The sequence below is a fragment of the Hansschlegelia sp. KR7-227 genome (genome assembly GCF_049446035.1).
Classification (GTDB): Bacteria; Pseudomonadota; Alphaproteobacteria; order Rhizobiales; family Methylopilaceae; genus Methylopila.
This window is the reverse complement of sequence record NZ_JBMSEA010000001.1, coordinates 87408-110299: the sequence shown is the minus strand read 5'-3', so window position 1 is coordinate 110299 and position 22892 is coordinate 87408. Positions and strand designations below refer to the sequence as shown.

Sequence of the window (22892 nt, the reverse complement as noted above, 5' to 3'; positions counted from 1 at the left end):
GTCGGCCCCGGCATGGGGCAGTAGGAGGGCGCGTTCCTCGACCTTGAACAGGAGGACGCGATGTCGAAGCGACACGCCTCGAAGTACAAAATCGATCGCCGTATGGGCGAGAACATCTGGGGTCGTCCGAAGAGCCCGGTCAACCGCCGCGAATACGGCCCCGGCCAGCACGGCCAGCGCCGCAAGGGCAAGCTCTCCGACTTCGGCGTGCAGCTGCGCGCCAAGCAGAAGCTCAAGGGCTATTACGCCAACATCACCGAGAAGCAGTTCCGCCGGATCTACGCCGAGGCCACCCGCCTCAAGGGCGACACGTCGGCCAATCTGATCGGCCTGCTCGAGCGCCGGCTCGACGCCGTCGTCTACCGCTCGAAGTTCGTGCCGACCCCCTTCGCGGCCCGTCAGTTCGTGAACCATGGCCACGTCACGGTGAACGGCCGTCGCGTCAACATCCCGAGCTACCTCGTCAAGGTCGACGACGTGGTCGAGGTGAAGGCCGCGTCGAAGCAGCTCGCGCTCGTGATCGAGGCCGCCGCCTCCGGCGAGCGCGACGTGCCGGACTATCTCGAGGTCGACCACAACAAGATGACCGCGAAATATGTCCGCGTGCCGGGCCTGACCGAAGTGCCCTACCCCGTGCACATGGAGCCGAACCTGGTCGTCGAGTACTACTCGCGCTGACCGGTCGCTTCGCGACATGCGACAAGGCCGCCTCCGGGCGGCCTTTTTCGTATCCGGCGGAGGATGCGGCGAAGCGGTCTCCGTCGACGAAGCCGTGGATACCGTTCTTGCGGCGCGTGATGGCGGTTCTTTTCGCGACGCCGCTTCTCTATGACGCTCCAGCCGAGCCCGGACGACGGAGGACATGACGTGACCGCAACCCCGCCAGCCCCGGCCCGCGACGTCCCGTCAAACATGGCCGACCGGTTGATCGTCGCGCTCGACGTGAAGACGCCGGAGGCCGCGAGCGATCTCGTCGACCGGCTCGACGGGACCGCGACCTTCTTCAAGATCGGCATGTGGCTGCTGTTCGCGAAGGGGACCGACGCGCTGATCGATCGTCTGGTCGACAAGGGAAATAACGTCTTCCTCGACTACAAGATGTACGACATCGGCCAGACCGTGAAGGAAGGCGTGGCGCGGGCGCGGGAGCGCGGCGCGAAGATCGTCACCATTCACGGCGACGACGCGATCATGAAGGCCGCGGTCGAGGGCAAGGGCGGCGACGCCAAGCTCAAGCTGTTCGCCATCACCGTGCTGACCAGCATGAATGACGACGATCTCGCGGGCATGGGCTATCGGCTGACCGTGCCGGAGCTCGTCGAGCTGCGCGTGAGGAAGGCCGCCGAATGCGGCGTCGACGGCGTGATCGCCTCGGCCGCCGACAATCCCGCGGAATTGCGCCGGCGCGCCGGAGCTCCCGGCCTGCTGATCGGCACGCCCGGCGTCCGCTCGCCCGGCGTCGCGGTCCATGATCAGAAGCGTGTCGCGACGCCGGAAGGCGCGATCCGCGCGGGCGCCGACTACATCGTCATGGGCCGCCAGATCACCGAAGCGGCCGACCCGGCGGCGGAGGCGCGCAAGGTGATCGCCGAAATGGAGCGCGGCGCGGCGCCGGCCGCCTGAGCTCCGCGTCTCGTCGCTGCGCCGGGCTCAGACCGCCGCGGACCGGCCGCCGAGCCGCACCCGCACGATCTCCGGCGGCACGCCGAAGCGCACGGGGACCGTGGACATGCCGATCCCACCCGAGACGATCATGTGCCGGCCGTCCTCGACGATGTGCCCGTAGCGGAATCGGTCGCCATAGGCGGACGGGATGAACGGGTTCGGCAATCCCGGGATATGGATCTGGCCGCCATGGGTGTGGCCGGCGAGCGTCAGCGAGACGCGTTGCGAGACGTTCACGAAGGCGTCCGGCTCGTGGATGAGCAGCAGCAGCGGATCGTCGGTCGTGACCTTGGCCATGGTTCCCGGCAGGTCGTCCACGCCGCGGAAGCCGCCACGCCCGATCCAGTGCGCGAGCTGGTCGCCCAGGCCCGCGAGCCAGAACCGGCGGCCGCGGTGCTCGATCAACTCCGCCTCGTTCTCCATGACGCGGATCCGGGCGCCGTCGAGGGCGCTGCGGATTTCGATCTCGTTGTGCCACCAGTCGTGGTTGCCGAGGATCGTGTAGAGCCCGAGCGGCGCCGACAGATCGGCGAGCGCCGCGGCCCACTCGGTCGACGGCACGCGCTTCTGCACGAAGCGGTGCGACGCCTCGTGATCGCCGAGATGGACGATCAGGTCGGGCTGCAATGCGTTGACGGTCTCGACGACGCGCGCCACGCGGGCGAGCGGGACATAGGGCTCGCAGGCGTGCACGTCGGTCACCACCGCGATGTCGAGCGGAAAGTCGGCCGGCCAGCCGGGCGGCGTGAGGTCGTAGGTCGTGACGCCGAGCAGCACTGTCGGCTCGATGTAGCCGGCGTAAGCCCCGCCCGAGAGCGAGGCCAGAAAGCCGGCGCCTGCGGCGGCGACCAGGCTGCGGCGGGTGATCAGCGTCATGCGGCTCTCGATTGCGGAATGCGGCCGCGACGTCCGCCGCGCGGAGGGGGCCGGGAGCGCCACGCTCCGTGCTCCCGTCATGACCTGTCGATGACGGCAGGATGATGATGACGCGCCCTTGAATGCGCGCGCTCGCCGGATTGTGAGGCTGACGCCTAAAAACGCGGCGAAACGGTAACCTTCGCCGGCGCTTTAATGTCGCAAGTCGGATCCCGGCGGCTCTGTCGACGTAGGACCGCATATGTCGCAACGCACCGTTCCTCAGGCGCTCAACCCGTCCGGCGTCGTCGTCTTCGGGACGCTCGTCCTCGCGACGACGTTCGCCCTGTCCTGTTGGTGGGAGTACGGGCTCGAACAGCTCATCTTCGAGAGCCTCAGCCTGCCGTATGAGCCTGGACATGAGGACGAGGCGCGGTTGCGCTTCATCCTCACCTCGACCGGCTTCGCCGCCATGTCCCTGATCTTGCCCTGCGTCGTGCTGGCGCTGCTGGTCCGTCGCTTGAACCGCGCCAATCACAAGCTGTTTTCGGCGCAAGCGGAAACCGCGGCGCTCGCCCGCTTCGATCCCCTGACCGGCCTCGTGAACCGCCGCGTGTTTTCCGATGAGCTGAAACGGCTGTGCGGGCCGGGCGGAACGGAATTCGCCCTGTTCCTGATCGACATGGACGACTTCAAGTCGGTGAACGACCTCTTCGGCCACGCCGCAGGCGATGCGGTGCTGTGCGCGACGGCGTCGCGGCTGACGCAGATCCTCCATGACGGAGGGATTGCGGCGCGCCTCGGCGGAGACGAATTCGCCGCCCTGCTGCCGTGCGACAGTTCCGGCCACGAAGTTCCTCTTCTGGCGGAGCGGCTGGCCCAGGAGCTCGCGAAGCCGATCGAGTTTGGCGGCGAGCCTATCGCGGTGTCCGCGAGCCTCGGCGTCGCGCTGCGGCGCGGCTCGGACAAGGACGATGAGGCCGTGCTGCGGTCGGCCGACATCGCGCTGTACCGCGCGAAGCGAGAGGGCCACGGAACGTTTCGGTTCTTCGAGCAGCGTATGGAGGCGGAGATCGAAGACCGGCGGCGGCTGGAGGACGACATCCGCAGCTCAGTCAGGGTCGGCCGGTTCAAGCCGTATTTCCAGCCCCTGATCCGCTTCTCCGATTCGAACCTGCACGGGTTTGAGGTGCTCGCGCGCTGGGACCATCCGGAGCGCGGGCTGCTGCCACCGGCCGCCTTCGTCGGCGTCGCGGAGGAGCTCGGCCTCATCAGCGACCTCACGCTCGGCGTGCTCCGGCAGGCCTGTCTCGCCGCCCGGGACTGGGCCGGCGCGCCGACGCTCTCGGTCAACGTCTCGCCGACCGAGTTGAAGGACCTCTCGCTCGCGCTGCGGATCATGACCGTGCTGAACGATACGGGATTCCCGCCCCGGCGGCTTGAGATCGAGATCACCGAAAGCGCGGTGATGACGAACGTGGACTGCGCCGAGAACTTCATCGCCGCGGTGCGCGCGGTCGGCATGAGCGTCGCGCTCGACGACTTCGGCACCGGCTATTCCAGCCTGTCGAAGCTGCAGCAGCTCAAATTCGACAAGATCAAGATCGACCGCTCGTTCGTCGCCGCGGCCGAACAGAGCCCCGACGGCCGCGCGCTCGTCAACATGATCGTCGCCCTTGGCCGAAGCCTGAACGTCGAGACGACGGCGGAGGGCATCGAAACCTCCGCCATCGCAGCCCGACTGGCCCGGAAGGGCTGCACCTACGGGCAAGGCTATTTCTTCGGTCGGCCTATGCCGGAAGGTGAGGCCCAGAGGTTTGCGCGCGACGGCGCCGCCGGGGGTCCCCCCGCGGCCGCCGTCAGCTGATCACGCCGTCTGCTTCACCGCGACGCCCGCCTCCTTGAGGTGGCTTTGCAGCTCGCCGGCCTGGAACATCTCGCGGACGATGTCGCAACCGCCGACGAACTCGCCCTTCACGTAGAGCTGGGGGATCGTCGGCCAGTTCGAGAACGCCTTGATGCCGTTCCGCATCTCGTCGCTCGCGAGCACGTTCACGCCCTGATACGGCACCCCGAGATAGTCGAGGATCTGGACGACCTGGCCGGAGAACCCGCATTGCGGGAACTGCGGCGTGCCCTTCATGAAGAGCACGACGTCGTTGCTCTGGATCGCCGAGGCGATGTCTTCCTGTGCGCTCATTGTCTCACATGCCTTTCGTGGCGTCTGTCTGGGCGACGGGACCGGCGCTGGTCTGCAGAGCGAGCGCGTGCAACGCGCCGCCCATCTGGCCCTTCAGGGCCTGATAGACGAGCTGGTGCTGCTGCACCCGGCTCTTGCCGCGAAACGCCTCGGAGACGACGGTCGCGGCGTAGTGGTCGCCGTCGCCGGCGAGGTCGCGGATCGTCACCTCGGCGTCGGGCAGCGCGGCGCGGATCAGCGTCTCGATCTCGCGGGCGTCCATCGGCATCGGTTGAGATCCTCTCGTCAGTCGGCGGGAGCGGCCTCGACCGCTGGCCCCGCCATGTAGCGCGGGAACCAGCCCTCGTGGAGCTCGCGCACCTCATTCAACAGGATGGGGGCTTCGGACCCCGGAATCAATCGGTCTCCGCCGACGGAGCCGATGCGCGACGCGGTGACGCCGACGCCGGAGGCGGCGTCGATCACCGTGCCGACGTCGGCCTCCGACACCGTCACGACATAGCGGGCCTGGTCTTCGCCGAACCAGTAGCCGTGCGGCGTCGCGCCGGAATAGGGCTCGTCGAGCCGCGCGCCGAGCCGGCCCGCGAGCGCCATCTCGGCGATCGCGACCAGCAGGCCGCCGTCGGAGACGTCGTGGACCGCGGTCGCGACGCCGGCCTGGATCAGGCTGCGCACGAAATCGCCGTTGCGCTTTTCGGCCGAAAGGTCGACCGGCGGGGGCGCGCCCTCCTCGCGGCCGGCGACGAGCCAGAGCCAGCAGGAGCGGCCGAGCCAGCCCTTGGCGTCGCCGATGACGAGGACGGCCTCGCCCTCGCGCTTGAAGGCGACGGTCGCGCTCTTCGCGACGTCGTCGAGCTTTCCGACCGCCCCGATCGTCGGCGTCGGCAGGATCGCGCGCCCCTGGGTCTCGTTGTAGAGCGACACGTTGCCGGACACGACGGGGAAGTCGAGCGCCCGGCAGGCCTCGCCGATGCCTTTTATGCAACCGACAAGCTGGCCCATGATCTCGGGCTTCTCGGGATTGCCGAAGTTCAGATTGTCGGTGACGGCGAGCGGCGCGGCGCCCACCGCCGTGAGATTGCGCCAGGCTTCCGCCACCGCCTGCTTGCCGCCTTCGAACGGGTCGGCCTCGCAATAGCGCGGCGTGACGTCGGCGGTGAGCGCAAGCCCCTTCGGGCCGCCCTCGACGCGGATGACGGCGGCGTCACCGCCGGGCTTCTGCACCGTCTCGCCGAGAATGATGTGGTCGTACTGCTCCCACACCCAACGCCGCGAGGAGAGCTCGGCCGAACCCATCAGGGTCAGCAGCGCGTCGCGGGTGGAGGCCGGCGCGTCGATGTTGGCGGCCGCGACCTGCTGCTGCTTCGGCGTGTCGACATAGGGCCGGTCATATTCCGGCGCCTCGTCGCCGAGCTCCTTGATCGGCAGGTCCGCCTTAAGCTCGCCGTGGAGATAGACCTTGAAGCGCAGATCGTCGGTGGTGCGGCCGACCACCGCGAAATCGAGCCCCCATTTCACGAAGATCGCCCGCGCGATATCCTCCTTGGCGGGGTCGAGCACCATGAGCATGCGCTCCTGGCTCTCCGACAGCATCATCTCGTAGGCCGTCATGCCCTCCTCGCGCACCGGCACGTTCTCGAGGTCGAGCCGGATGCCGAGGTCGCCCTTGGCGCCCATCTCGACCGCCGAACAGGTGAGGCCGGCCGCGCCCATGTCCTGGATCGCGACCACCGAGCCCGACGCCATCAGTTCGAGGCAGGCCTCCAGCAGCAGCTTTTCCGCGAAGGGATCCCCGACCTGCACGGTCGGGCGCTTCTCCTCGGAGGCGTCGTCGAACTCGGCGGAGGCCATGGTCGCGCCGTGGATGCCGTCGCGGCCGGTCTTGGAGCCGAGATAGACCACGGGCAGCCCGACGCCGGTCGCCTTGGCGTAGAAGATCGAATCGGCGCGGGCGAGGCCGACCGCCATGGCGTTGACGAGGATGTTGCCGTCGTAGCGCGAGTGGAAGCCGACGAGGCCGCCGACCGTCGGCACGCCGAAGGAGTTGCCGTAGCCGCCGACGCCCGCGACGACGCCCGAGACGAGATGGCGCGTGCGCGGATGTTCGGGCGCGCCGAAGCGCAGCGCGTTCAACGCCGCCACGGGACGCGCGCCCATGGTGAAGACGTCGCGCAGGATTCCGCCGACGCCGGTCGCGGCCCCCTGATAGGGCTCGATGAAGGACGGGTGGTTGTGGCTCTCCATCTTGAAGACCACGGCGTCGCCGTCGCCGATGTCGACCACGCCGGCGTTCTCGCCCGGCCCCTGGATGACGAGCGGCCCCGTGGTCGGCAGCGTCTTCAGCCAGCGCTTGGAGGATTTGTACGAGCAGTGCTCGTTCCACATCGCCGAAAAGATGCCGAGCTCGGTGAAGCTCGGGGTGCGGCCGATGAGCTTGAGGACGCGGTCGTATTCGTCGGGCTTCAGGCCATGGGAGGCGACGAGCTCGGGCGTGATGGCGGGTTCGGCTGAGGACATCGGACTCGGGCTGAAGGCGACGGTTCGGAGGCAGGGCCTTGCTACGCCAATGGACCCGGCCTTTCTAGTGCCCCAACAAGGATGATATTGACGATTGCATCAACCTATAGGAGCATAGCTTAGCTAGAATAGGTGCCATTTCAGTTCAGGAATGAAATGATATCCAATCACGAAGAGCTAAGTGCCGTTTTGGCCGACCTCAAGGCTGGGCGCACAGCGCAACCTGTAACAATACGGACCTTTTTATCATGGTTCGGTTTTCAACGCCGAACCCCCCTCAATGTTCAGTATATAAACTCTAAGTTAGAGCAAATAGGCATCAGAACCGTTCCAGATTACTTGAATATTTGGGTTGAAACACCTATTGCTTTTGAATTAATTGACTCAAAGAGAAGCAGGCAGAAAACGGCAATAATCAATCAAGTTCAATTAAATGAAGTGGTTGCTGAACCTAATGCAGACGACCCGTCGTTTAAAATAGAAAAAATCCGCTCCGCAAACACGCCTCCAACATTTGTAAAGCCTAATGATACACTATTGACCGCTGTTACGTTGATGATGACCAAAAATTTTTCACAGCTTCCGGTAATGACAAATGAGAGAGACGTAAAAGGCATTGTGAGCTGGAAATCAATAGGAACGAGATCAATCACGACTGCGTCAGGCGTAGATGTACAAAAATTTATGGAAGAGCATCAAGAAATACCTGCATCAGCCTCAATGTTCGACGCAATCCGCATTATTGAGGAATATGACTACGTATTGGTAAGAGCTACAGATAGACGAATTACTGGCATTGTTACAGCAACCGACATCGCCCTTCAGTTTGAACTAACAAGTACACCATTTTTGTTGATTAGTGAGATCGAAAATAGCGTGAGATCGCTAATATCGAATAAGCTGCCGATTGAGCAAATCAAAAAGACGCTTGACCCCAATCACACTCCTGAACACTTCACTCACGTATCACAATTGACATTTGGAAACTGCGTTCGTCTTATAGAACATAAAGAAAATTGGAGTGTCATAGGGTTCAATCTAGACCGGACCTCGTTCTGTAGCGCTCTAGACGAGATAAATTCGATCCGAAACGACGTCATGCACTTTGATCCCGACACTCCAGAGGGGGACGACATTATTAAACTCAAAAATATCGCAAAGATGTTTAGACACTTAAAGGAAATTCGCGCCTATTAGGATCGCGCGCTCAAGATTCCCACCCGCTCGATCATCGCCATGGCCGCGGCCGGATTGCGGACCTTCGCGCCGGAGATGAAGAAGGCGAAGACGTCGCGCGGATGCTTCTCCGGCTTGTCGCCCGAAAGCGTCGGCAGGTCGTCCGGAACGCCGCCGGCGGCGTAAGCCTTCAGCCGCTTCGCCCAGGCGTCGAGCTCATCGGCCGTGTAGCCGGTCTCGACGTTCTCCTGGCTGCGCTCGAGGCGGAGATAGACGAAGTCGGCGGTGACGTCGGCGATCGTCGGATGGTCGGGATCGTCGATCACCACCTGCGTGACCTCGGCATTGGCCTCCCGCAGAAGTTCGATGAAAGCAGGGTCGGCGAAGCTGTCGTGGGTCGCCTCGATCACATGGCGGAGCGTGACCCCGTCATGGCTCGCCGGCAGCAGCTTCAGGAAGGCGGCGATGTCGTCCTTCTCGAAGCGCTTGAAGGCGGGCAGCTGCCACAGGATCGGGCCGAGCTTGTCGCCCATCGCGGTGGGCTCGGTCGCGAAGAAGCGCTCGATCGACTCCGCGCCTTCGGCTAGCACGCGCCGGCTGGTCGTGTAGCGCGACGCCTTGAGCGGGAACTTGAATCCGTCCGGGGCCGCTTCCGCCCATTTCCGGAACGTCTCGGGCTTCTGGCCGCGGTAGAAGGTGCCGTTGACCTCGATCGCGGTCAGGCGCTCGGCCATGTAGGCGAGCTCCCGCGTCTTGGGCAGATCGTCGGGAAAGAAGGCGCCGCGCCAGGGCTCGAAGGTCCAGCCGCCGACGCCGACATAGATGCGGCCCGCGCCCGCCATCAGGCGGCCCGCGCCAGCCCTGCGAACAGCGCCGCGCCGTCCGTTCCGCCGACCGCCGCGTCCACGAGGTTCTCGGGGTGCGGCATCATGCCGAGGACGTTCAGCCCCTCGGAGTAGATTCCCGCGATGTCGTTGACCGAGCCGTTGGCGTTGGCGAGGCCGCCGACCTGGCCGGAGGCGTCGCAGTAGCGGAAGGCGACGCGTCCGTCGCCTTCGAGGCGCGCGACCGTCTCGGGGTCGGCGAAATAGTTGCCCTCTCCATGCGCGACGCAGACCTCGATGGTCTGGCCCGCCTCGTAGCCGCGCGTGAAGGCGGTGTCGGCGCGTTCGACCCTGAGATGCTGCGTCTTGCAGATGAAGCGCAGGTCCTTGTTGCGGGTGAGGATGCCCGGCAGCAGGCCGCTCTCGACCAGGATCTGGAAGCCGTTGCAGATGCCGAGCACGAGGCCGCCGCGCGCGGCGTGGGCGCGCACCGCGTCCATCACGGGCGCGCGCGCCGCGATCGCCCCGCAGCGGAGATAGTCGCCATAGGAGAAGCCGCCGGGCAGCACGACGAGGTCGGTGCCCTCGGGCAGCGCGGTTTCGGCGTGCCACACGATCGCCGGCGCCTGTCCGCTCGCCCGCTTCAGGGCGTTGGCGACGTCCCGCTCGCGGTTCGATCCGGGGAAGAGAATGACGGCGGCGTTCATCGGCGGCGTAGCTCTTTCGAGGGCGGCTAGCGGGGAATCTGCAGCGAGGCGAGCAGGGCGTCGATCTTGGGCTTGTGCGTCGCCCACGAGGCGCTCGGCGTCACGCAATTGAAGGCGATCTCATGGGCCTTGGCTTCGGCGAGGAACAGGCCGAATCGCAGCGAGCCCGGCTCGCCCTCGGCTTTGACCTCCGCCCAGCGGCCGGGATTGGCGCCGAAGCGCGCCTCGGCGAACGGCGCGACATACTCCGCCTTGAGCTCCTTCGGCGCGGTCTTCAGCACGCCGTCGCCGAACGCTTGGGCGCTCGCGGCCGACGGCGCGACGCCGGGAAGCGCGTCTTTCGCTGAGCGCGCCTGGATCATGCAGAACACCCGCTCGCCGCCGCAGGCCTTCTCGCTGCAGCGGACGCCGATCGCCCGCACGGTCTGGAACCGCTCCCAGTTTACCCCGTCCGGCTGCAGGCGGAACGCGCCCTCGGGACCCACGATCTCGGTGGTCGGCCCCGGCACTCGGGCGGCCGCGGGGCCGGAGGGCTGCTGCTGGCCGCCAGGGCCCGGCGTCTGCGGGGATGCGGCCGGGCCGTCCGGCGCGGGTCCCTGCGCGATCGCGGGAACGCCCGTCAGCGCAAGGAGCGCTGCGGCGGTCATGAGGATTCGGCGCATGGGGCCTCCCTGTCGTTTTCTTGGTCTTTCAGCCTGCGATCTCGTAGCGGTAGCTCTCGATCACGGTGTTGGCGAGCAGCTTGTCGCACATCGCCTTCAGCGTCGCTTCGGCCTCGGCGGGGTCGGAAGTCGCGAGTTCGACGTCGAACAGCTTGCCCTGCCGCACGCTCTCCACGCCGGCCACGCCGAGCGAGCCGAGCGCGCCCTCGATAGCCTTGCCCTGCGGGTCAAGGACGCCGGTCTTGAGGGTGACGGTGACGCGGGCTTTCATGGCATCTCCGGAGGCTTCAGGATCGCTGCACCGTTTAAGGCCTCGGACGGCGCGACGCCACCCGAAACGAGAACGCCCCGCTCAGGAGCGGGGCGTTGCAATCATGCGGCGTCGGCAGACGATCAGTCCTTCGACGCCACAAGCACCGGGCCGCGGCCGTTGGGCGTGTCGGATTCCGGCAGGATGCCGAGCCGGCGGGCGACTTCGGTGTAGGCCTCGACCAGGCCGCCCATGTCGCGGCGGAAGCGGTCCTTGTCGAGCTTGTCGTTCGACTTGATGTCCCACAGCCGGCACGAATCGGGGCTGATCTCGTCGGCGACGACGATGCGCACCGTGTCGTTCTCCCAGAGCCGCCCGGTCTCCATCTTGAAGTCGACGAGACGGATGCCGACGCCGAGGAACAGGCCGGACAGGAAGTCGTTGACGCGGATGGCGAGCGCCATGATGTCGTCGATCTCCTGCGGGCTCGCCCAGCCGAAGGCCGTGACATGCTCCTCCGACACCATCGGGTCGTTGAGCGCGTCGTTCTTGTAATAGAACTCGATGATCGAGCGCGGCAGCTGCGTGCCTTCCTCGAGACCGAGCTTGGTCGCGAGCGAGCCGGCGGCGACGTTGCGCACCACCACCTCGAGCGGGATGATCTCGACTTCGCGGATGAGCTGCTCGCGCATGTTCAGCCGACGGATGAAATGCGTCGGCACGCCGATGTCGTTCAGGTTCTGAAAGATGAACTCGGAGATGCGGTTGTTCAGCACGCCCTTGCCGTCAATCACCTCGTGCTTCTTCGCGTTGAACGCGGTCGCGTCGTCCTTGAAGTGCTGGATGAGGGTGCCGGGCTCGGGTCCTTCATAGAGGACCTTCGCCTTGCCTTCATAGATGCGGCGGCGGCGGTTCATCGGCGTATACCGTGGCTTGAGGAAATCCATGTCACCTGCCGGTTTTGTCGGGGCTGACCGGGACCGGTCGGTCGTGTCCGGCGCGCATGCGGATCGGATCGTCGTCGCATTGGGCGCGACGCCGCATGCGCGCGGAACCTATCCGATCGCGATCCCGAGCACAACGATGGGGCGTTTCCGCCAGAGGGGGCGCGGCGTCGCGCCCGGCCCGCGCGGAGGCGGCGGGTCTGGCCCGCCGGGCGGAGGGCGGACTAGAATCGGCCCCGGCGCGCCGATCGAAAGGCTTCGGTCGACGGCCGCATCGATGGCCTGAAGTCGCGAGGACGTCGCTCATGACGACGACACGTCTGCCTCTTTCCATGATCCTGTTTCTCGCCGGCGCGGCGCCCGCGCTCGCCGGCCCGCTTTGCCCCGGCGTCGCCGTCACCGGGGGCGCCGCGAGCCCGGCCGAAGCCGCGGCCGTCGGCCGTCAGATCGCCAAGGGCCCGCTGCCGATCGACCGCAAGCTCGCGGTCGGCGCCTGGAGCGTGTTCCACGTCTCGCCCAGGACGTCGGACCCTATCTACCTGTTCTTCAAAGGCGATCCGGCGCGCACCCAGCGCATCTATCTCTCGCCGGGCCAGGGGCGGCCCGATGAATATGCCGACATCAAATCCGAGGTGGAACAGAACGCGCCGGGCATTCCGCCGAGCCTCTCATCCTGCTTCGCGCATCTCGTCACCGGCGGCTGAGCGCGGCGCGGCCGGGCGCGCTTCCGGCCGTCGCCACCGGCGGCCTCGTGTCCCCGGCAGACCTACGCCGGGCGCTCCGCCCTCACATCAGCAGCAGCAGCGAGCGGGCGGCGACGTCGATCGGGTCGGCGCCGGTCTCCTCGCGCGGGTCGTCCTCCGGACGTTCGGTGTCTACGACGACCGACCAGGGTTTGCCGCCTTCGCGCTCCGGCAGGGTGAAGGGCACCGCCCCGTCATGGCTGTTGAAGACGATGATCGCCTCCTCCTCGCCATCCGCCGCCTTGAGATGCAGCCCGAGGCAGTCGGCGCCTTCGTCGGCCCACTGCTCGGGGGTCTGCTCGCCGCCGCCGGGGTTGAGCCAGGTGAGCCCCATGCCGTCGCGGAAGCTCGACCGCCGCAGGATCGGATGCGCGGCGCGCAGCGCGGTCACCTTGCGGGTGAAGGCGAGCAGCTTTTCGTCCTTCTCCGCCAGATCCCAGTTCACCCAGGAGATTTCGTTGTCCTGGCAGTAGCCGTTGTTGTTGCCGCCCTGGGTGCGGCCGAACTCGTCGCCGGCGAGGATCATCGGCGTGCCGTGGGAGAACAGCAGCGTCGCGAGGAAATTGCGCTTCTGGCGTTCGCGGGTCGCCGTGATCCCGGGATCGTCGGTCTCGCCCTCCACGCCGTAATTATAGCTGCGGTTGTCGCCGTGACCGTCCTTGTTGTCCTCGCCGTTCGCCTCGTTGTGCTTCTCATTGTACGAGACCGTGTCGTTCAGCGTGAAGCCGTCATGCGCCGTGATGAAGTTCACGCCGGCCCACGGGCGCCGGCCGCGCTGGTCGTAGACGTCGCCCGAACCGGTGACGCGGGCCGCGAAATCGCCGAGATGGCCGCCCGAGCCCTTCCAGTAGTCGCGCACCTGGTCGCGGTATTTGTCGTTCCATTCCGCCCAGCCGGGGGGAAAGCCGCCGACCTGGTAGCCGCCGGGGCCGATGTCCCAGGGCTCGCCGATCAGCTTCACCTGCCGCAGCGTCGGGTCCTGCCCCACCGCGTCGAAGAAGCCGCCGCGCGGATCGAAGCCCTCGGGCTCGCGGCCGAGAATCGTGCCGAGATCGAAGCGGAAGCCGTCGACATGGCATTCCTCGACCCAATAGCGCAGCGAATCCGTGATCATCTGCAACACCCGGGGGTGGCTGGTGTTCACGGTGTTCCCGGTGCCGGTGTCGTTGATATAATATCGATGGTTGTCCGGCATCGTCCGATAATAGCTGAGGTTGTCGATGCCCTTGAAAGAGAGCGTCGGGCCGAGCTCGTTGCCTTCGGCGGTGTGGTTGTAGACGACGTCCAGGATCACCTCGAGCCCGGCGTTGTGGAACTGCCGGACCATGTGCTTGAAGCTCGCGAGCCGCGCGCGCCCGGATTTGTTGGGACCGCCGGCGTAACGCGCCATCGGCGCGAAGAAGCCGATCGTGTTGTAGCCCCAGAAGTTCTTGAGCCCCTTCGACTCGAGATGCTGGTCGTCGAGGAAGGCGTGGATCGGCAGCAGCTCGACCGACGTCACGCCGAGCGACTTGATGTGGTCGATCACGGCCTTTTGCCCGAGGCCGTCGAAGGTGCCGCGCATGTCCTCGGGCACGTCCGGGTGCAGCATGGTGAAGCCGCGCACATGGGTCTCGTAGAACACGGTGCTGTCCCACGGGACGTTCGGCTTGGAGTCGCCCGACCAGTCGAAGGCGGTGTCCGGCACTTCGCATTTAGGGGTGAAGGGCGCGCTGTCGCGCTCGTCGAAGGACAGATCCTTGTCGTCCGCGTTCAGCGTGTAGCCGAAATGCGCGTCGTTCCAGGCGATCGAGCCGGTGATGGTCTTGGCGTAAGGATCAAGCAGCAGCTTGTTGGGGTTGAAGCGGTGCCCCTCTTCCGGCGCGTAGCGGCCGTGCACGCGATAGCCGTAGAGCTGGCCGGGCACGATTCCCGGCAGATAGCCGTGCCAGATTTCGTCGGAATACTCCGGAAGGGTGACGCGCTCGACCTCGTTCTGGTCGGCGTCGAAGAGACAGAGCTCGACGCGCTCGGCATAGGCCGAAAACAGAGCGAAGTTGGTGCCCTGACCGTCAAAGGTCGCGCCAAGCTGCGTCGGCCGCCCGGCCTCCGCCCGGCGGTCGGTCTTGATGTCGCTCATAAAGCTCTTGATCCCCCTCGTCAGACGCAGCCCAGACGGCGTCCCGTCCGCACCTAACGGGCGGACGGGCCCGCTCGTTCCGCGGGGCCCCCGCGGCCGAGCGCCGCTTAGCGTTTCGACTTGCTCTCGGCGGCCTTCCCGGACCCCGACTTGGCGGGACCGGACTTGACCCCGCCCGACTTGGCCGCATCGGCCTTCGGCTTGGCCTCGGGTTTGACGCCGGTCTTCGCCGCGGCCGCCTTGTCCTTCGGCTTCGCGCCGGCGGGACCCGGCGCGGGCGTCGATACGGCGGCCTCGCCTGAATCCTTTGTCCGCGCGGACTTGCCGCCCTTCGACGCGACGGCCTTGCCGGCGTCGGCCGACGCCATCGCCGCAGGGGACATCGCCGCGGCGGCTTCCTTCTTAGGCTTTTTCGGTCCCGCTCCGCCGGAAGGGGCCTTCGGGGCCTTGGCGGTCTGACCCGCTCCGACGCGACGCTCGGCCTCCAGCCAAAGAGCCTCGTCGCGCCCGGACGGTTCTCCGGCCTCCTTCCACAGCCGATAGGCCTCGTCTCGGATCAGACGCTCTCGTTCGCTCATGTTCGGGTCTCTTCGCCAGGTGAGGGGTTGTCCAGAAGAACCTTTGACCGATGTGTCGAGTTCCGAAAGTCGAACGCCTCCCGCCGAGCGCCCTGCCGAGGGTCGAGCAAAGAGCCTTATGACGCCCTATACGTCGAATCCCGAGAACCGCATGAGCCACCCCCCCCTCGACGCCGCGGAGGCCGCGCGGCTCCCGCGGATCGCGATCGAGGCCGTCGCGCCCACGGTCGACGGGGGCCGCTTTCCCGTCAAAACGATCGTCGGCCGCGTCGTCGCCGTCGAAGCGGACGTCTTCGCGGACGGCCACGAGGTGCTGAAGGCCGACATCGTCTGGCGGGGTCCCGGAGAGACCGGCTGGCGCCGCGCGCCGATGCGCTACCTCGTCAACGACCGCTGGTCGGGCGAATTCACGCCGGACGTCATCGGCCGCCACGAATTCGCGATCGAAGCCTGGTGGGACGATTTCGGCACCTTCCGGCGCGATCTCGGCAAGAAGCGCGCCGCCGGCCTCGACGTCGCGCTGGAGACCGACGAGGGGTTGCTGCTGCTCGAGGAGGCGGCGTCGAACGCCCCCGCCGACGCCGCGCGCGCGCTCGCCGACATCGTGCTCGCCGCTCGGGCGGAGGACACGAAGACGCGCGTCGAGACGCTGCTGTCGCCGGACACGCTGAAGGCCGCGGCCGCCGCGGATCCCAAGGCCTTCGCCACCCAGACCCAGGCCTATCCGCTCGACGTCGAGCGGGTCCTCGCGGAATTCGCGAGCTGGTACGAGCTGTTTCCGCGCTCGGAGAGCGGCGATCCGACGCGGCACGGCACGTTCCGCGACGTGATCAAGCGCCTGCCGCAGATTCGCGACATGGGATTCGACGTCCTCTATTTCCCGCCGATTCATCCGATCGGGACGACCAACCGCAAGGGTCCCAACAACACCCTGACGCCTGGGCCGGAGGATGTCGGATCGCCTTACGCGATCGGCGCGGACGACGGCGGCCACGACGCGCTTCACCAGGCGCTCGGCACGCTCGAGGATTTCCAGGCGCTGGTGCAGGCGGCGAAGGAGCACGATCTCGAACTCGCGCTCGACTTCGCGATCCAGTGCTCGCCGGATCACCCCTGGCTGAAGGAGCATCCCGGCTGGTTCAAATGGCGGCCGGACGGCTCGATGAAATACGCCGAGAACCCGCCGAAGAAGTATCAGGACATCGTCAATGTCGACTTCTACGGGCCGGACGCGATCCCAGGCCTGTGGGTGGCGCTGAGGGACGTCGTTCAGTTCTGGATCGACCAGGGCGTCTCGATCTTCCGGGTCGACAACCCGCACACCAAATCGCTGCCGTTCTGGGAATGGATGATCGGCGACATCCGGGGGCGGCATCCCGAGGCGATGTTCCTCTCCGAGGCGTTCACGCGCCCGAAGGTGATGTATCGCCTCGCCAAGGTCGGCTACTCGCAATCCTACACGTATTTCACGTGGCGCAACCATAAGGCGGAGATCGCGGAGTACCTGACGGAGCTCACCACCACCGCGCCCAAGGACTTCTTCCGGCCGAATTTCTTCGTTAACACGCCCGACATCAACCCGTTCTTCCTGCAGACGTCGGGCCGGCCGGGCTTCCTGATCCGCGCGGCGCTCGCGACGACCCTGTCCGGGCTCTGGGGCATGTATAACGGCTACGAGATCTGCGAATCCGCGCCCCTGCCCGGCAAGGAGGAGTATCTCGACAGCGAGAAATACGAGATCCGCATCCGCAACTGGAACCAGCCGGGCAACATCATAGCCGAGATCACCCGGCTGAACCGCATCCGCCGCGAAAACCCGGCGCTGCAGACCCATCTCGGCGTCCGTTTCTACAACTGCTTTGACGACAACATTCTCTGCTACGGCAAGCCCAGGCTCCGGGACGACGGCTCCGGGCTCGCCGACATGATCTTCTGCTTCGTGACGCTCGATCCGCATTCCGAGCGAAGCGCCGGCTACGAGCTTCCGCTCTGGGAGTTCGGCCTCCCCGACGACGGCACGGTGGCCGTCACCGACCTGATGCGCGGCAACAGCTTCACGCTGACCGGCAAGAGCCACGCGATCTATCTCAACCCGCACGAACTGCCGTTTCATATCTGGCGGCTCACCCCTTCCGCAGGAGCCTCCGCTTGATGAACGCGCCTCTCGCACATGCCGATCTCGCGAAGCCGCAGGGCACGCTCGTCGCCAAGGACGGCATGGACCCGGAGTGGTACAAGGACGCGATCATCTACCAACTGCACGTCAAGTCGTTCATGGACTCGAACGACGACGGCATCGGCGACTTCCCCGGCCTGATCTCGAAGCTCGACTACATCGCCGACCTCGGCGTCAACGTGATCTGGCTGCTGCCGTTCTATCCCTCGCCGCGGCTGGACGACGGCTACGACATCTCCGAATACACCGGCGTGTCGCCGGACTACGGCACGCTCGCGGACGTCAAGCGCTTCATCGCGGAGGCCCATAGGCGCGGCCTCAAGGTGATTTCCGAGCTGGTCATCAACCACACCTCGGACCAGCACCCGTGGTTCCAGCGGGCGCGGACCGCGAAGCCCGGTTCGGCGCACCGAAACTTCTACGTCTGGTCGGACAACGATCAGCTGTATTCCGGCACCCGGATCATCTTCCTCGACACCGAGCGGTCGAACTGGACCTGGGACCCGGTCGCTGGCGCCTATTTTTGGCATCGCTTCTACAGCCACCAGCCGGACCTCAACTTCGACAACCCGCAGGTGCTGAAGGCCGTCTTCAAGGTGATGAAGTTCTGGCTCGATCTCGGCATCGACGGGCTGCGCCTCGACGCCGTGCCCTATCTGATCGAGCGCGACGGGACCTCGAACGAGAACCTTCCCGAGACGCACGAGATCCTGAAGAAAATCCGCGCCGAACTGGACCGGACCTATCCGGACCGCATGCTGCTGGCGGAAGCCAATATGTGGCCGGAGGACACCAAGGACTATTTCGGCGACGGCGACGAATGCCACATGGCGTTCAACTTCCCGCTGATGCCGCGGATGTACATGGCGATCGCGCGCGAGGATCGCTTCCCGATCACCGACATCATGCGGCAGACGCCCGAGATCCCCGAAAACTGCCAATGGGCGATCTTCCTGCGCAACCATGACGAGCTCACGCTCGAGATGGTGACCGACAAGGAGCGTGACTACCTCTGGTCGACCTACGCGACCGACAAGCGGGCGCGCATCAATCTCGGCATCCGGCGCCGCCTCGCCCCGCTCATGGAGCGCGACCGCCGCCGCATCGAGCTGATGAACTTCCTGCTGCTCACCATGCCCGGGACGCCGGTGATCTATTACGGCGACGAGATCGGCATGGGCGACAACATCCATCTCGGCGACCGCGACGGCGTGCGCACGCCGATGCAGTGGTCGATCGACCGGAACGGCGGCTTTTCGCGGGCCGATTTCGCGTCGCTCGTGCTGCCGCCGATCATGGATCCGCTCTACGGCTATTACGCCATCAACGTCGAGGCGCAGGGGCGCGACCCGCATTCCCTGCTCAACTGGCAGCGCCGCATGCTGGCGACGCGCCGCCAGCATCCCGCCTTCGGGCGAGGGACGCAGCGCTTCCTGTTCCCGCAGAACCGGCGGGTGCTCGCCTATCTCCGCGAATATGACGGCGACACGATCCTGTGCGTCGCCAATATGGGCCGCAGCCCTCAGGCGGTGGAGCTGCTGCTCTCGGAGTTCCAGGGGCGCGTGCCCGTCGAGCTGACCGCCGGCTCGCTGTTCCCCCCGATCGGCCAGCTGCCTTATCTGCTGACCCTCCCGCCTTACGGATTCTACTGGTTCACCCTGGCGACCGAGCAGGCGGCGCCGGCTTGGCACGTCCCTGCCCCGGAGCCCATGGCCGATTACGAAACGCTCGTCCTTCGCGCAGGCGTCGACGACGCGATGCAGACGGAGGCCCGCAAGACGCTCGAAGCGGCGGTCCTGCCCAACTACCTCGCCAAGCGGCGGTGGTTCTCCGGCAAGGATCAGAAGAACATCGTGCCGCGCATCAAGGCGATGTCCCGCCTGCCCGGCGGCGCGCAGGACATCGGCCTGATCGAGGTCGAGGTCACCGGCGGAGTCGAGCCGACGCGCTGGCTCCTCCCGCTTGCGGTCGTCTCCGAGGACGAAGCGCTGACCGGACTTGCGAGCCGCCTTGCGCTCGCCCGCGTCCGCAAGGGCCGCGAGGTCCAGCTGCTGACCGACGCCTTCGCGATCCCGAGCTTCGCGTTCGCCATCGCGCACTCGCTCAAGGCGGCCGCGAAGCTGCCGAGCGGGAACGGCGGGTGGATCCAGTTCGAGCCGGCCGAGGGGGTCGAGGTGCCTGCGCTGCCGGAGGGCGCCGAGATCGTCTGGCTGTCGGCGGAGCAGTCGAACTCCTCGCTGATCGCCGGCGACCTGATGATGATCAAGCTTCTGCGCAAGATCGCCCCGGGCGCGCATCCCGAGGCGGAGATGGGTCGTCACCTCACCGGACAGGGCTACGGCAACGCCGCGCCCTTCCTCGGCGAGATGGTGCGCGTCTCGGCCGACGGCGAACGCGCCACGCTCGGCATCATCCAGGGGTTCATCCGCAATCAGGGCGACGCCTGGGGCTGGACGCTCGACCATCTGACCCGGGCGCTTGACGATTTCGGCGCCCGCGGCGGCGGCGACATGAGCGAACAGTATCGCTTCGACGAGTTCGTCAGCTTCGCCGGCGTGCTGGGAACACGGCTCGGCGAGCTCCACGCCGTGCTCGCCCGTCCGAGCGACGACCCCGGCTTCGCGCCGGCGCCCGCCGCGACCCGGGACGTCGAGGCCTGGAAGAAGCGCGCTCTGTCGCTGCTCGACGGAGCGATCCATTCGCTGCAGAGCAAGACATGGGACGCCGACCGCCAGGCCGGACAGGCCCAGTCGCTGATCGCGCGACGCGACCAGCTTCAGGCGGCGATCGGCCGGCTCGCCGACTCCGGGATCGGTTCGCCGATGACGCGCATCCATGGCGACCTGCATCTCGGGCAGATCCTGGTCGCGGGCGGCGACGCCGTGTTCATCGACTTCGAGGGGGAGCCGGCCCGGCCGCTCGAGGAGCGACGCGCAAAGGCGAGCCCGCTTCGCGACGTCGCCGGGGTGCTCCGCTCGTTCGACTATGCTGCGGCCATGGTCGGACGCAACGAGCAGGCCTCCTCGCACGTTTCAGGCAAGCGCCGCGAGGATTTCCTCGAACGGTTCCGCGCCGACGCGGCCGAGGCGTTCCTGAGCGCCTACCGCACCAGCGTGGAGGCCGCAGGCGGCGCCCTTTCGGAGGACCTGCTCGACATGTTCCTGATCGAGAAGGCGGCCTACGAAATCGCTTACGAGGCGGCCAACCGGCCGGCCTGGATCGACGTGCCGCTCGGAGGCCTGCACGCGCTCGCCGCCCGGCTGGCCCCGGATGAAGGAGGCCAGTCATGACGACCGCCCAGACCACGCTCGACCGCGCGACGCTCGACGCCCTCGCCCACGGAGTCCACAGCGACCCCTTTTCCGTCCTTGGTCGCCGCGACGACGGCGAAGGCCTGTTCATCCGCGCGGTGCTGCCGGGGGCGCAGGCCGTCGAGGCGATCGCGCGCGACGGCGGCGAGCGGATCGCCACTCTGACCGAGATCGACGGGACGGGCGTCTTCGAAGGGCCCGCGAAGGGCGTCGACCCCTATCTCCTGCGCATCACCTGGCCGGACGCGACGCAGGAGATCGAAGACCCCTACTCCTTCGGCCTGCTGCTCGGCGATCTCGACCTCCATCTCCTTGGCGAGAGCCGTCATTTCGAGCTGGCCTCGGCGCTTGGCGCCAATGTCGTGACCGTCGGCGGCGTGACCGGCGTGCGTTTCGCGGTGTGGGCGCCGAACGCCCGACGGGTGGCCGTGATCGGCGACTTCAACGCCTGGGACGCGCGGCGCCACCCGATGCGGCTGCGCCAGCCCGCAGGGGTGTGGGAGATCTTCATCCCGCGGATCGGTCCCGGCGAGCGCTACAAATTCGCGCTGATCGGCCCGGACGGCTCGCGGCTGCCCGACAAGGCCGACCCGGTGGCCCGCGCCGCCGAGAAAGCGCCCGCGACGGGCTCCATCGTCGCCTCGCCCGAGCCCTATCGCTGGACCGACGACGCGTGGATGGCGGCGAGGCAAGCCGCTCAGTCGCCGGACAAGCCGCTGTCCTTCTATGAGGTTCACCTCAGCTCCTGGCTCAAGCCGGAGGGACGCGAGGTCGACTGGAGCTTCGCGATCGAGAAGCTCGTCCCCTACGTCTCGGGAATGGGCTTCACGCATATCGAGCTTCTGCCGGTCTCGGAGTATCCGTTCGGCGGCTCCTGGGGCTACCAGCCGCTCGGCCTGTTCGCGCCGACCGGCCGCTACGGCGCCCCGGAGGATTTCGCCCGCTTCGTCGACGCGGCCCATGCGGCGGGCGTCGGGGTCGTGGTCGACTGGGTGCCGGCGCACTTCCCGACCGACAGCCACGGGCTCTATCGCTTCGACGGCACCGCGCTCTACGAGCACGCCGATCCGCGGGAAGGCTTCCACATCGACTGGAACACCGCGATCTACAATTTCGGCCGGCGCGAGGTGCAGAATTTCCTGATCGCGAGCGGACTGCACTGGCTCGAGCAGTTCCATGTCGACGGCCTGCGCGTCGACGCCGTCGCCTCGATGCTCTACCGCGACTACTCGCGGAAGGAGGGCGAGTGGGTGCCGAACCATCTGGGCGGCCGCGAGAACCTCGAGGCGGTCGGCTTCCTGCAGCACTTCAACGCCGTGGTGCGCGAGCGTTCGCCGGGCGCGATCACCATCGCCGAGGAATCGACGGCGTGGCCGGGCGTGACGCGACCGACCTCCGAGAACGGCCTCGGCTTCCACTACAAGTGGAACATGGGCTGGATGCACGACACGCTGCACTACATGGAGCAGGACCCGGTCTACCGGGCCTACAACCATGACGGCATAACCTTCGGGCTGGTCTACGCCTTCTCGGAAAAGTTCGTGCTGCCGCTCAGCCATGACGAGGTCGTGCACGGTAAGGGCTCGCTGCTCGGCAAGATGCCGGGCGACCAGTGGCAGAAGCTCGCAAATCTGCGCGCGCTGTTCGGGCTGATGTGGACCCATCCCGGCAAGAAGCTGCTGTTCATGGGCTGCGAGATCGCGCAGGCCGCGGAGTGGAACCACGACGGTCAGCTTGACTGGGCGGCGCTCGACGATCCCGGACATGCCGGCGTGCAGCGCATGATCCGGGACCTCAACCGCATCTATGCTTCGGAGCCCGCCCTGCACCGCCGGGACGCGGAGCCGTCCGGCTTCCGCTGGGTGATCGGCGACGACCGCGTCAATTCGGTGTTCGCTTTCCTGAGGATCGGCGAAGATGGCGACGCGCCCGTTCTGGTGGTCGCGAACATGACGCCGGTGCCGCGGCACGGATATCGCATCGGCGTGCCCCTCGGGGGGCACTGGACGGAGATCGTCAACACGGATGCGGGGATCTATGGGGGTTCGAACGTCGGGAACGGCGGCGGCTTGGCCGCCGGTGAAACGGAAAGTCACGGCGAGGCGCAGTCGCTCGACCTCACGCTGCCGCCGCTTGGGCTGGTGGCTCTGCGGGCGGGATAAGGC

19 protein-coding genes are annotated in these 22892 nt (G+C 66.7%); 8 read left to right on the top strand and 11 right to left on the bottom strand.

Going from position 1 to position 22892, the window contains the following annotated elements:
* Positions 1–60 precede the first annotated feature (60 nt).
* Entirely contained in the window at positions 61–678 is a 618-nt protein-coding gene (rpsD, locus tag ACO2RJ_RS00480; protein ID WP_423266047.1) for a 30S ribosomal protein S4, read from the top strand.
* A gap of 189 nt (positions 679–867) precedes the next feature.
* On the top strand, positions 868–1623 hold the full coding sequence (gene pyrF / locus ACO2RJ_RS00475) for an orotidine-5'-phosphate decarboxylase (RefSeq protein ID WP_423266046.1): 756 nt from the start codon (positions 868–870) through the stop codon (positions 1621–1623).
* A 27-nt stretch (positions 1624–1650) separates the two neighbouring features.
* On the opposite strand, the gene ACO2RJ_RS00470 is transcribed toward pyrF, so the two are convergent.
* A complete protein-coding gene (locus ACO2RJ_RS00470; RefSeq protein WP_423266045.1) occupies positions 1651–2541 on the bottom strand; it encodes a metallophosphoesterase in 891 nt (296 codons plus the stop codon).
* A gap of 241 nt (positions 2542–2782) precedes the next feature.
* On the opposite strand from ACO2RJ_RS00470, the gene ACO2RJ_RS00465 reads away from it, so the two are divergent.
* On the top strand, positions 2783–4387 hold the full coding sequence (locus ACO2RJ_RS00465) for a putative bifunctional diguanylate cyclase/phosphodiesterase (RefSeq protein WP_423266044.1): 1605 nt from the start codon (positions 2783–2785) through the stop codon (positions 4385–4387).
* Here ACO2RJ_RS00465 and grxD read toward each other — a convergent pair whose 3' ends face one another.
* Genes grxD through purL form a run of 3 tightly spaced genes read right to left on the bottom strand, consistent with a single transcriptional unit; the run spans position 4388 to position 7237 of the window.
* Positions 4388–4720 carry a Grx4 family monothiol glutaredoxin gene (gene grxD, locus ACO2RJ_RS00460; protein WP_423266043.1) on the bottom strand — a complete coding sequence of 111 codons (333 nt, stop codon included), beginning with the start codon at positions 4718–4720 and terminating at the stop codon, positions 4388–4390. It lies immediately after the preceding gene.
* Between the two features lie 4 nt (positions 4721–4724).
* Positions 4725–4988, bottom strand: a complete 264-nt coding sequence (locus ACO2RJ_RS00455; protein WP_423266042.1) for a BolA family protein — start codon at positions 4986–4988, stop codon at positions 4725–4727.
* Positions 4989–5005: 17 nt separating this feature from the next.
* A complete protein-coding gene (gene purL, locus ACO2RJ_RS00450) occupies positions 5006–7237 on the bottom strand; it encodes a phosphoribosylformylglycinamidine synthase subunit PurL (protein WP_423266041.1) in 2232 nt (743 codons plus the stop codon).
* 156 nt (positions 7238–7393) lie between these two features.
* On the opposite strand from purL, the gene ACO2RJ_RS00445 reads away from it, so the two are divergent.
* Positions 7394–8434: a CBS domain-containing protein gene (locus ACO2RJ_RS00445; protein ID WP_423266040.1), complete on the top strand. Its 1041-nt coding sequence runs from the start codon at positions 7394–7396 to the stop codon at positions 8432–8434.
* Here the strand turns inward: ACO2RJ_RS00445 and ACO2RJ_RS00440 are convergent.
* From ACO2RJ_RS00440 to purC, 5 genes are all read right to left on the bottom strand, one after another.
* On the bottom strand, positions 8431–9255 hold the full coding sequence (locus ACO2RJ_RS00440) for a DUF72 domain-containing protein (protein WP_423266039.1): 825 nt from the start codon (positions 9253–9255) through the stop codon (positions 8431–8433). The two genes, ACO2RJ_RS00445 and ACO2RJ_RS00440, sit on opposite strands and share 4 nt — an antisense overlap.
* Positions 9255–9944, bottom strand: coding sequence for a phosphoribosylformylglycinamidine synthase subunit PurQ (gene purQ / locus ACO2RJ_RS00435; RefSeq protein ID WP_423266038.1), 690 nt, complete (start codon positions 9942–9944; stop codon positions 9255–9257). Before purQ ends, ACO2RJ_RS00440 begins: the two co-directional genes overlap by 1 nt.
* Positions 9945–9970: 26 nt before the next feature.
* The gene (locus tag ACO2RJ_RS00430; RefSeq protein ID WP_423266037.1) at positions 9971–10606 is read right to left on the bottom strand and encodes a hypothetical protein; all 636 of its coding nucleotides are present in this window, start codon (positions 10604–10606) and stop codon (positions 9971–9973) included.
* Between the two features lie 28 nt (positions 10607–10634).
* A complete protein-coding gene (purS, locus tag ACO2RJ_RS00425) occupies positions 10635–10877 on the bottom strand; it encodes a phosphoribosylformylglycinamidine synthase subunit PurS (protein WP_423266036.1) in 243 nt (80 codons plus the stop codon).
* 122 nt (positions 10878–10999) lie between these two features.
* Positions 11000–11803, bottom strand: a complete 804-nt coding sequence (purC, locus tag ACO2RJ_RS00420) for a phosphoribosylaminoimidazolesuccinocarboxamide synthase (protein WP_423266035.1) — start codon at positions 11801–11803, stop codon at positions 11000–11002.
* A gap of 302 nt (positions 11804–12105) precedes the next feature.
* On the opposite strand from purC, the gene ACO2RJ_RS00415 reads away from it, so the two are divergent.
* On the top strand, positions 12106–12504 hold the full coding sequence (locus ACO2RJ_RS00415) for a hypothetical protein (RefSeq protein WP_423266034.1): 399 nt from the start codon (positions 12106–12108) through the stop codon (positions 12502–12504).
* An 82-nt stretch (positions 12505–12586) separates the two neighbouring features.
* On the opposite strand, the gene glgX is transcribed toward ACO2RJ_RS00415, so the two are convergent.
* Both glgX and ACO2RJ_RS00405 read right to left on the bottom strand, forming a co-directional pair.
* Positions 12587–14662 (bottom strand): glycogen debranching protein GlgX, encoded by a 2076-nt coding sequence (gene glgX / locus ACO2RJ_RS00410; RefSeq protein ID WP_423266033.1) that lies wholly within the window; start codon positions 14660–14662, stop codon positions 12587–12589.
* A gap of 107 nt (positions 14663–14769) precedes the next feature.
* A complete protein-coding gene (locus ACO2RJ_RS00405) occupies positions 14770–15240 on the bottom strand; it encodes a DUF2934 domain-containing protein (protein ID WP_423266032.1) in 471 nt (156 codons plus the stop codon).
* Between the two features lie 151 nt (positions 15241–15391).
* Between ACO2RJ_RS00405 and ACO2RJ_RS00400 the strand changes: the two genes are divergently transcribed.
* The 3 genes from ACO2RJ_RS00400 to glgB are packed head-to-tail and all read left to right on the top strand — an operon-like array spanning position 15392 to position 22889.
* Entirely contained in the window at positions 15392–17392 is a 2001-nt protein-coding gene (locus ACO2RJ_RS00400) for an alpha-1,4-glucan--maltose-1-phosphate maltosyltransferase (RefSeq protein ID WP_423266031.1), read from the top strand.
* Positions 17392–20706, top strand: a complete 3315-nt coding sequence (gene treS / locus ACO2RJ_RS00395; RefSeq protein WP_423266030.1) for a maltose alpha-D-glucosyltransferase — start codon at positions 17392–17394, stop codon at positions 20704–20706. The genes ACO2RJ_RS00400 and treS overlap by 1 nt, the downstream gene beginning before the upstream one ends.
* Positions 20703–22889: a 1,4-alpha-glucan branching protein GlgB gene (gene glgB / locus ACO2RJ_RS00390; RefSeq protein WP_423266029.1), complete on the top strand. Its 2187-nt coding sequence runs from the start codon at positions 20703–20705 to the stop codon at positions 22887–22889. The genes treS and glgB overlap by 4 nt, the downstream gene beginning before the upstream one ends.
* The last annotated feature ends 3 nt before the right edge of the window (positions 22890–22892 follow it).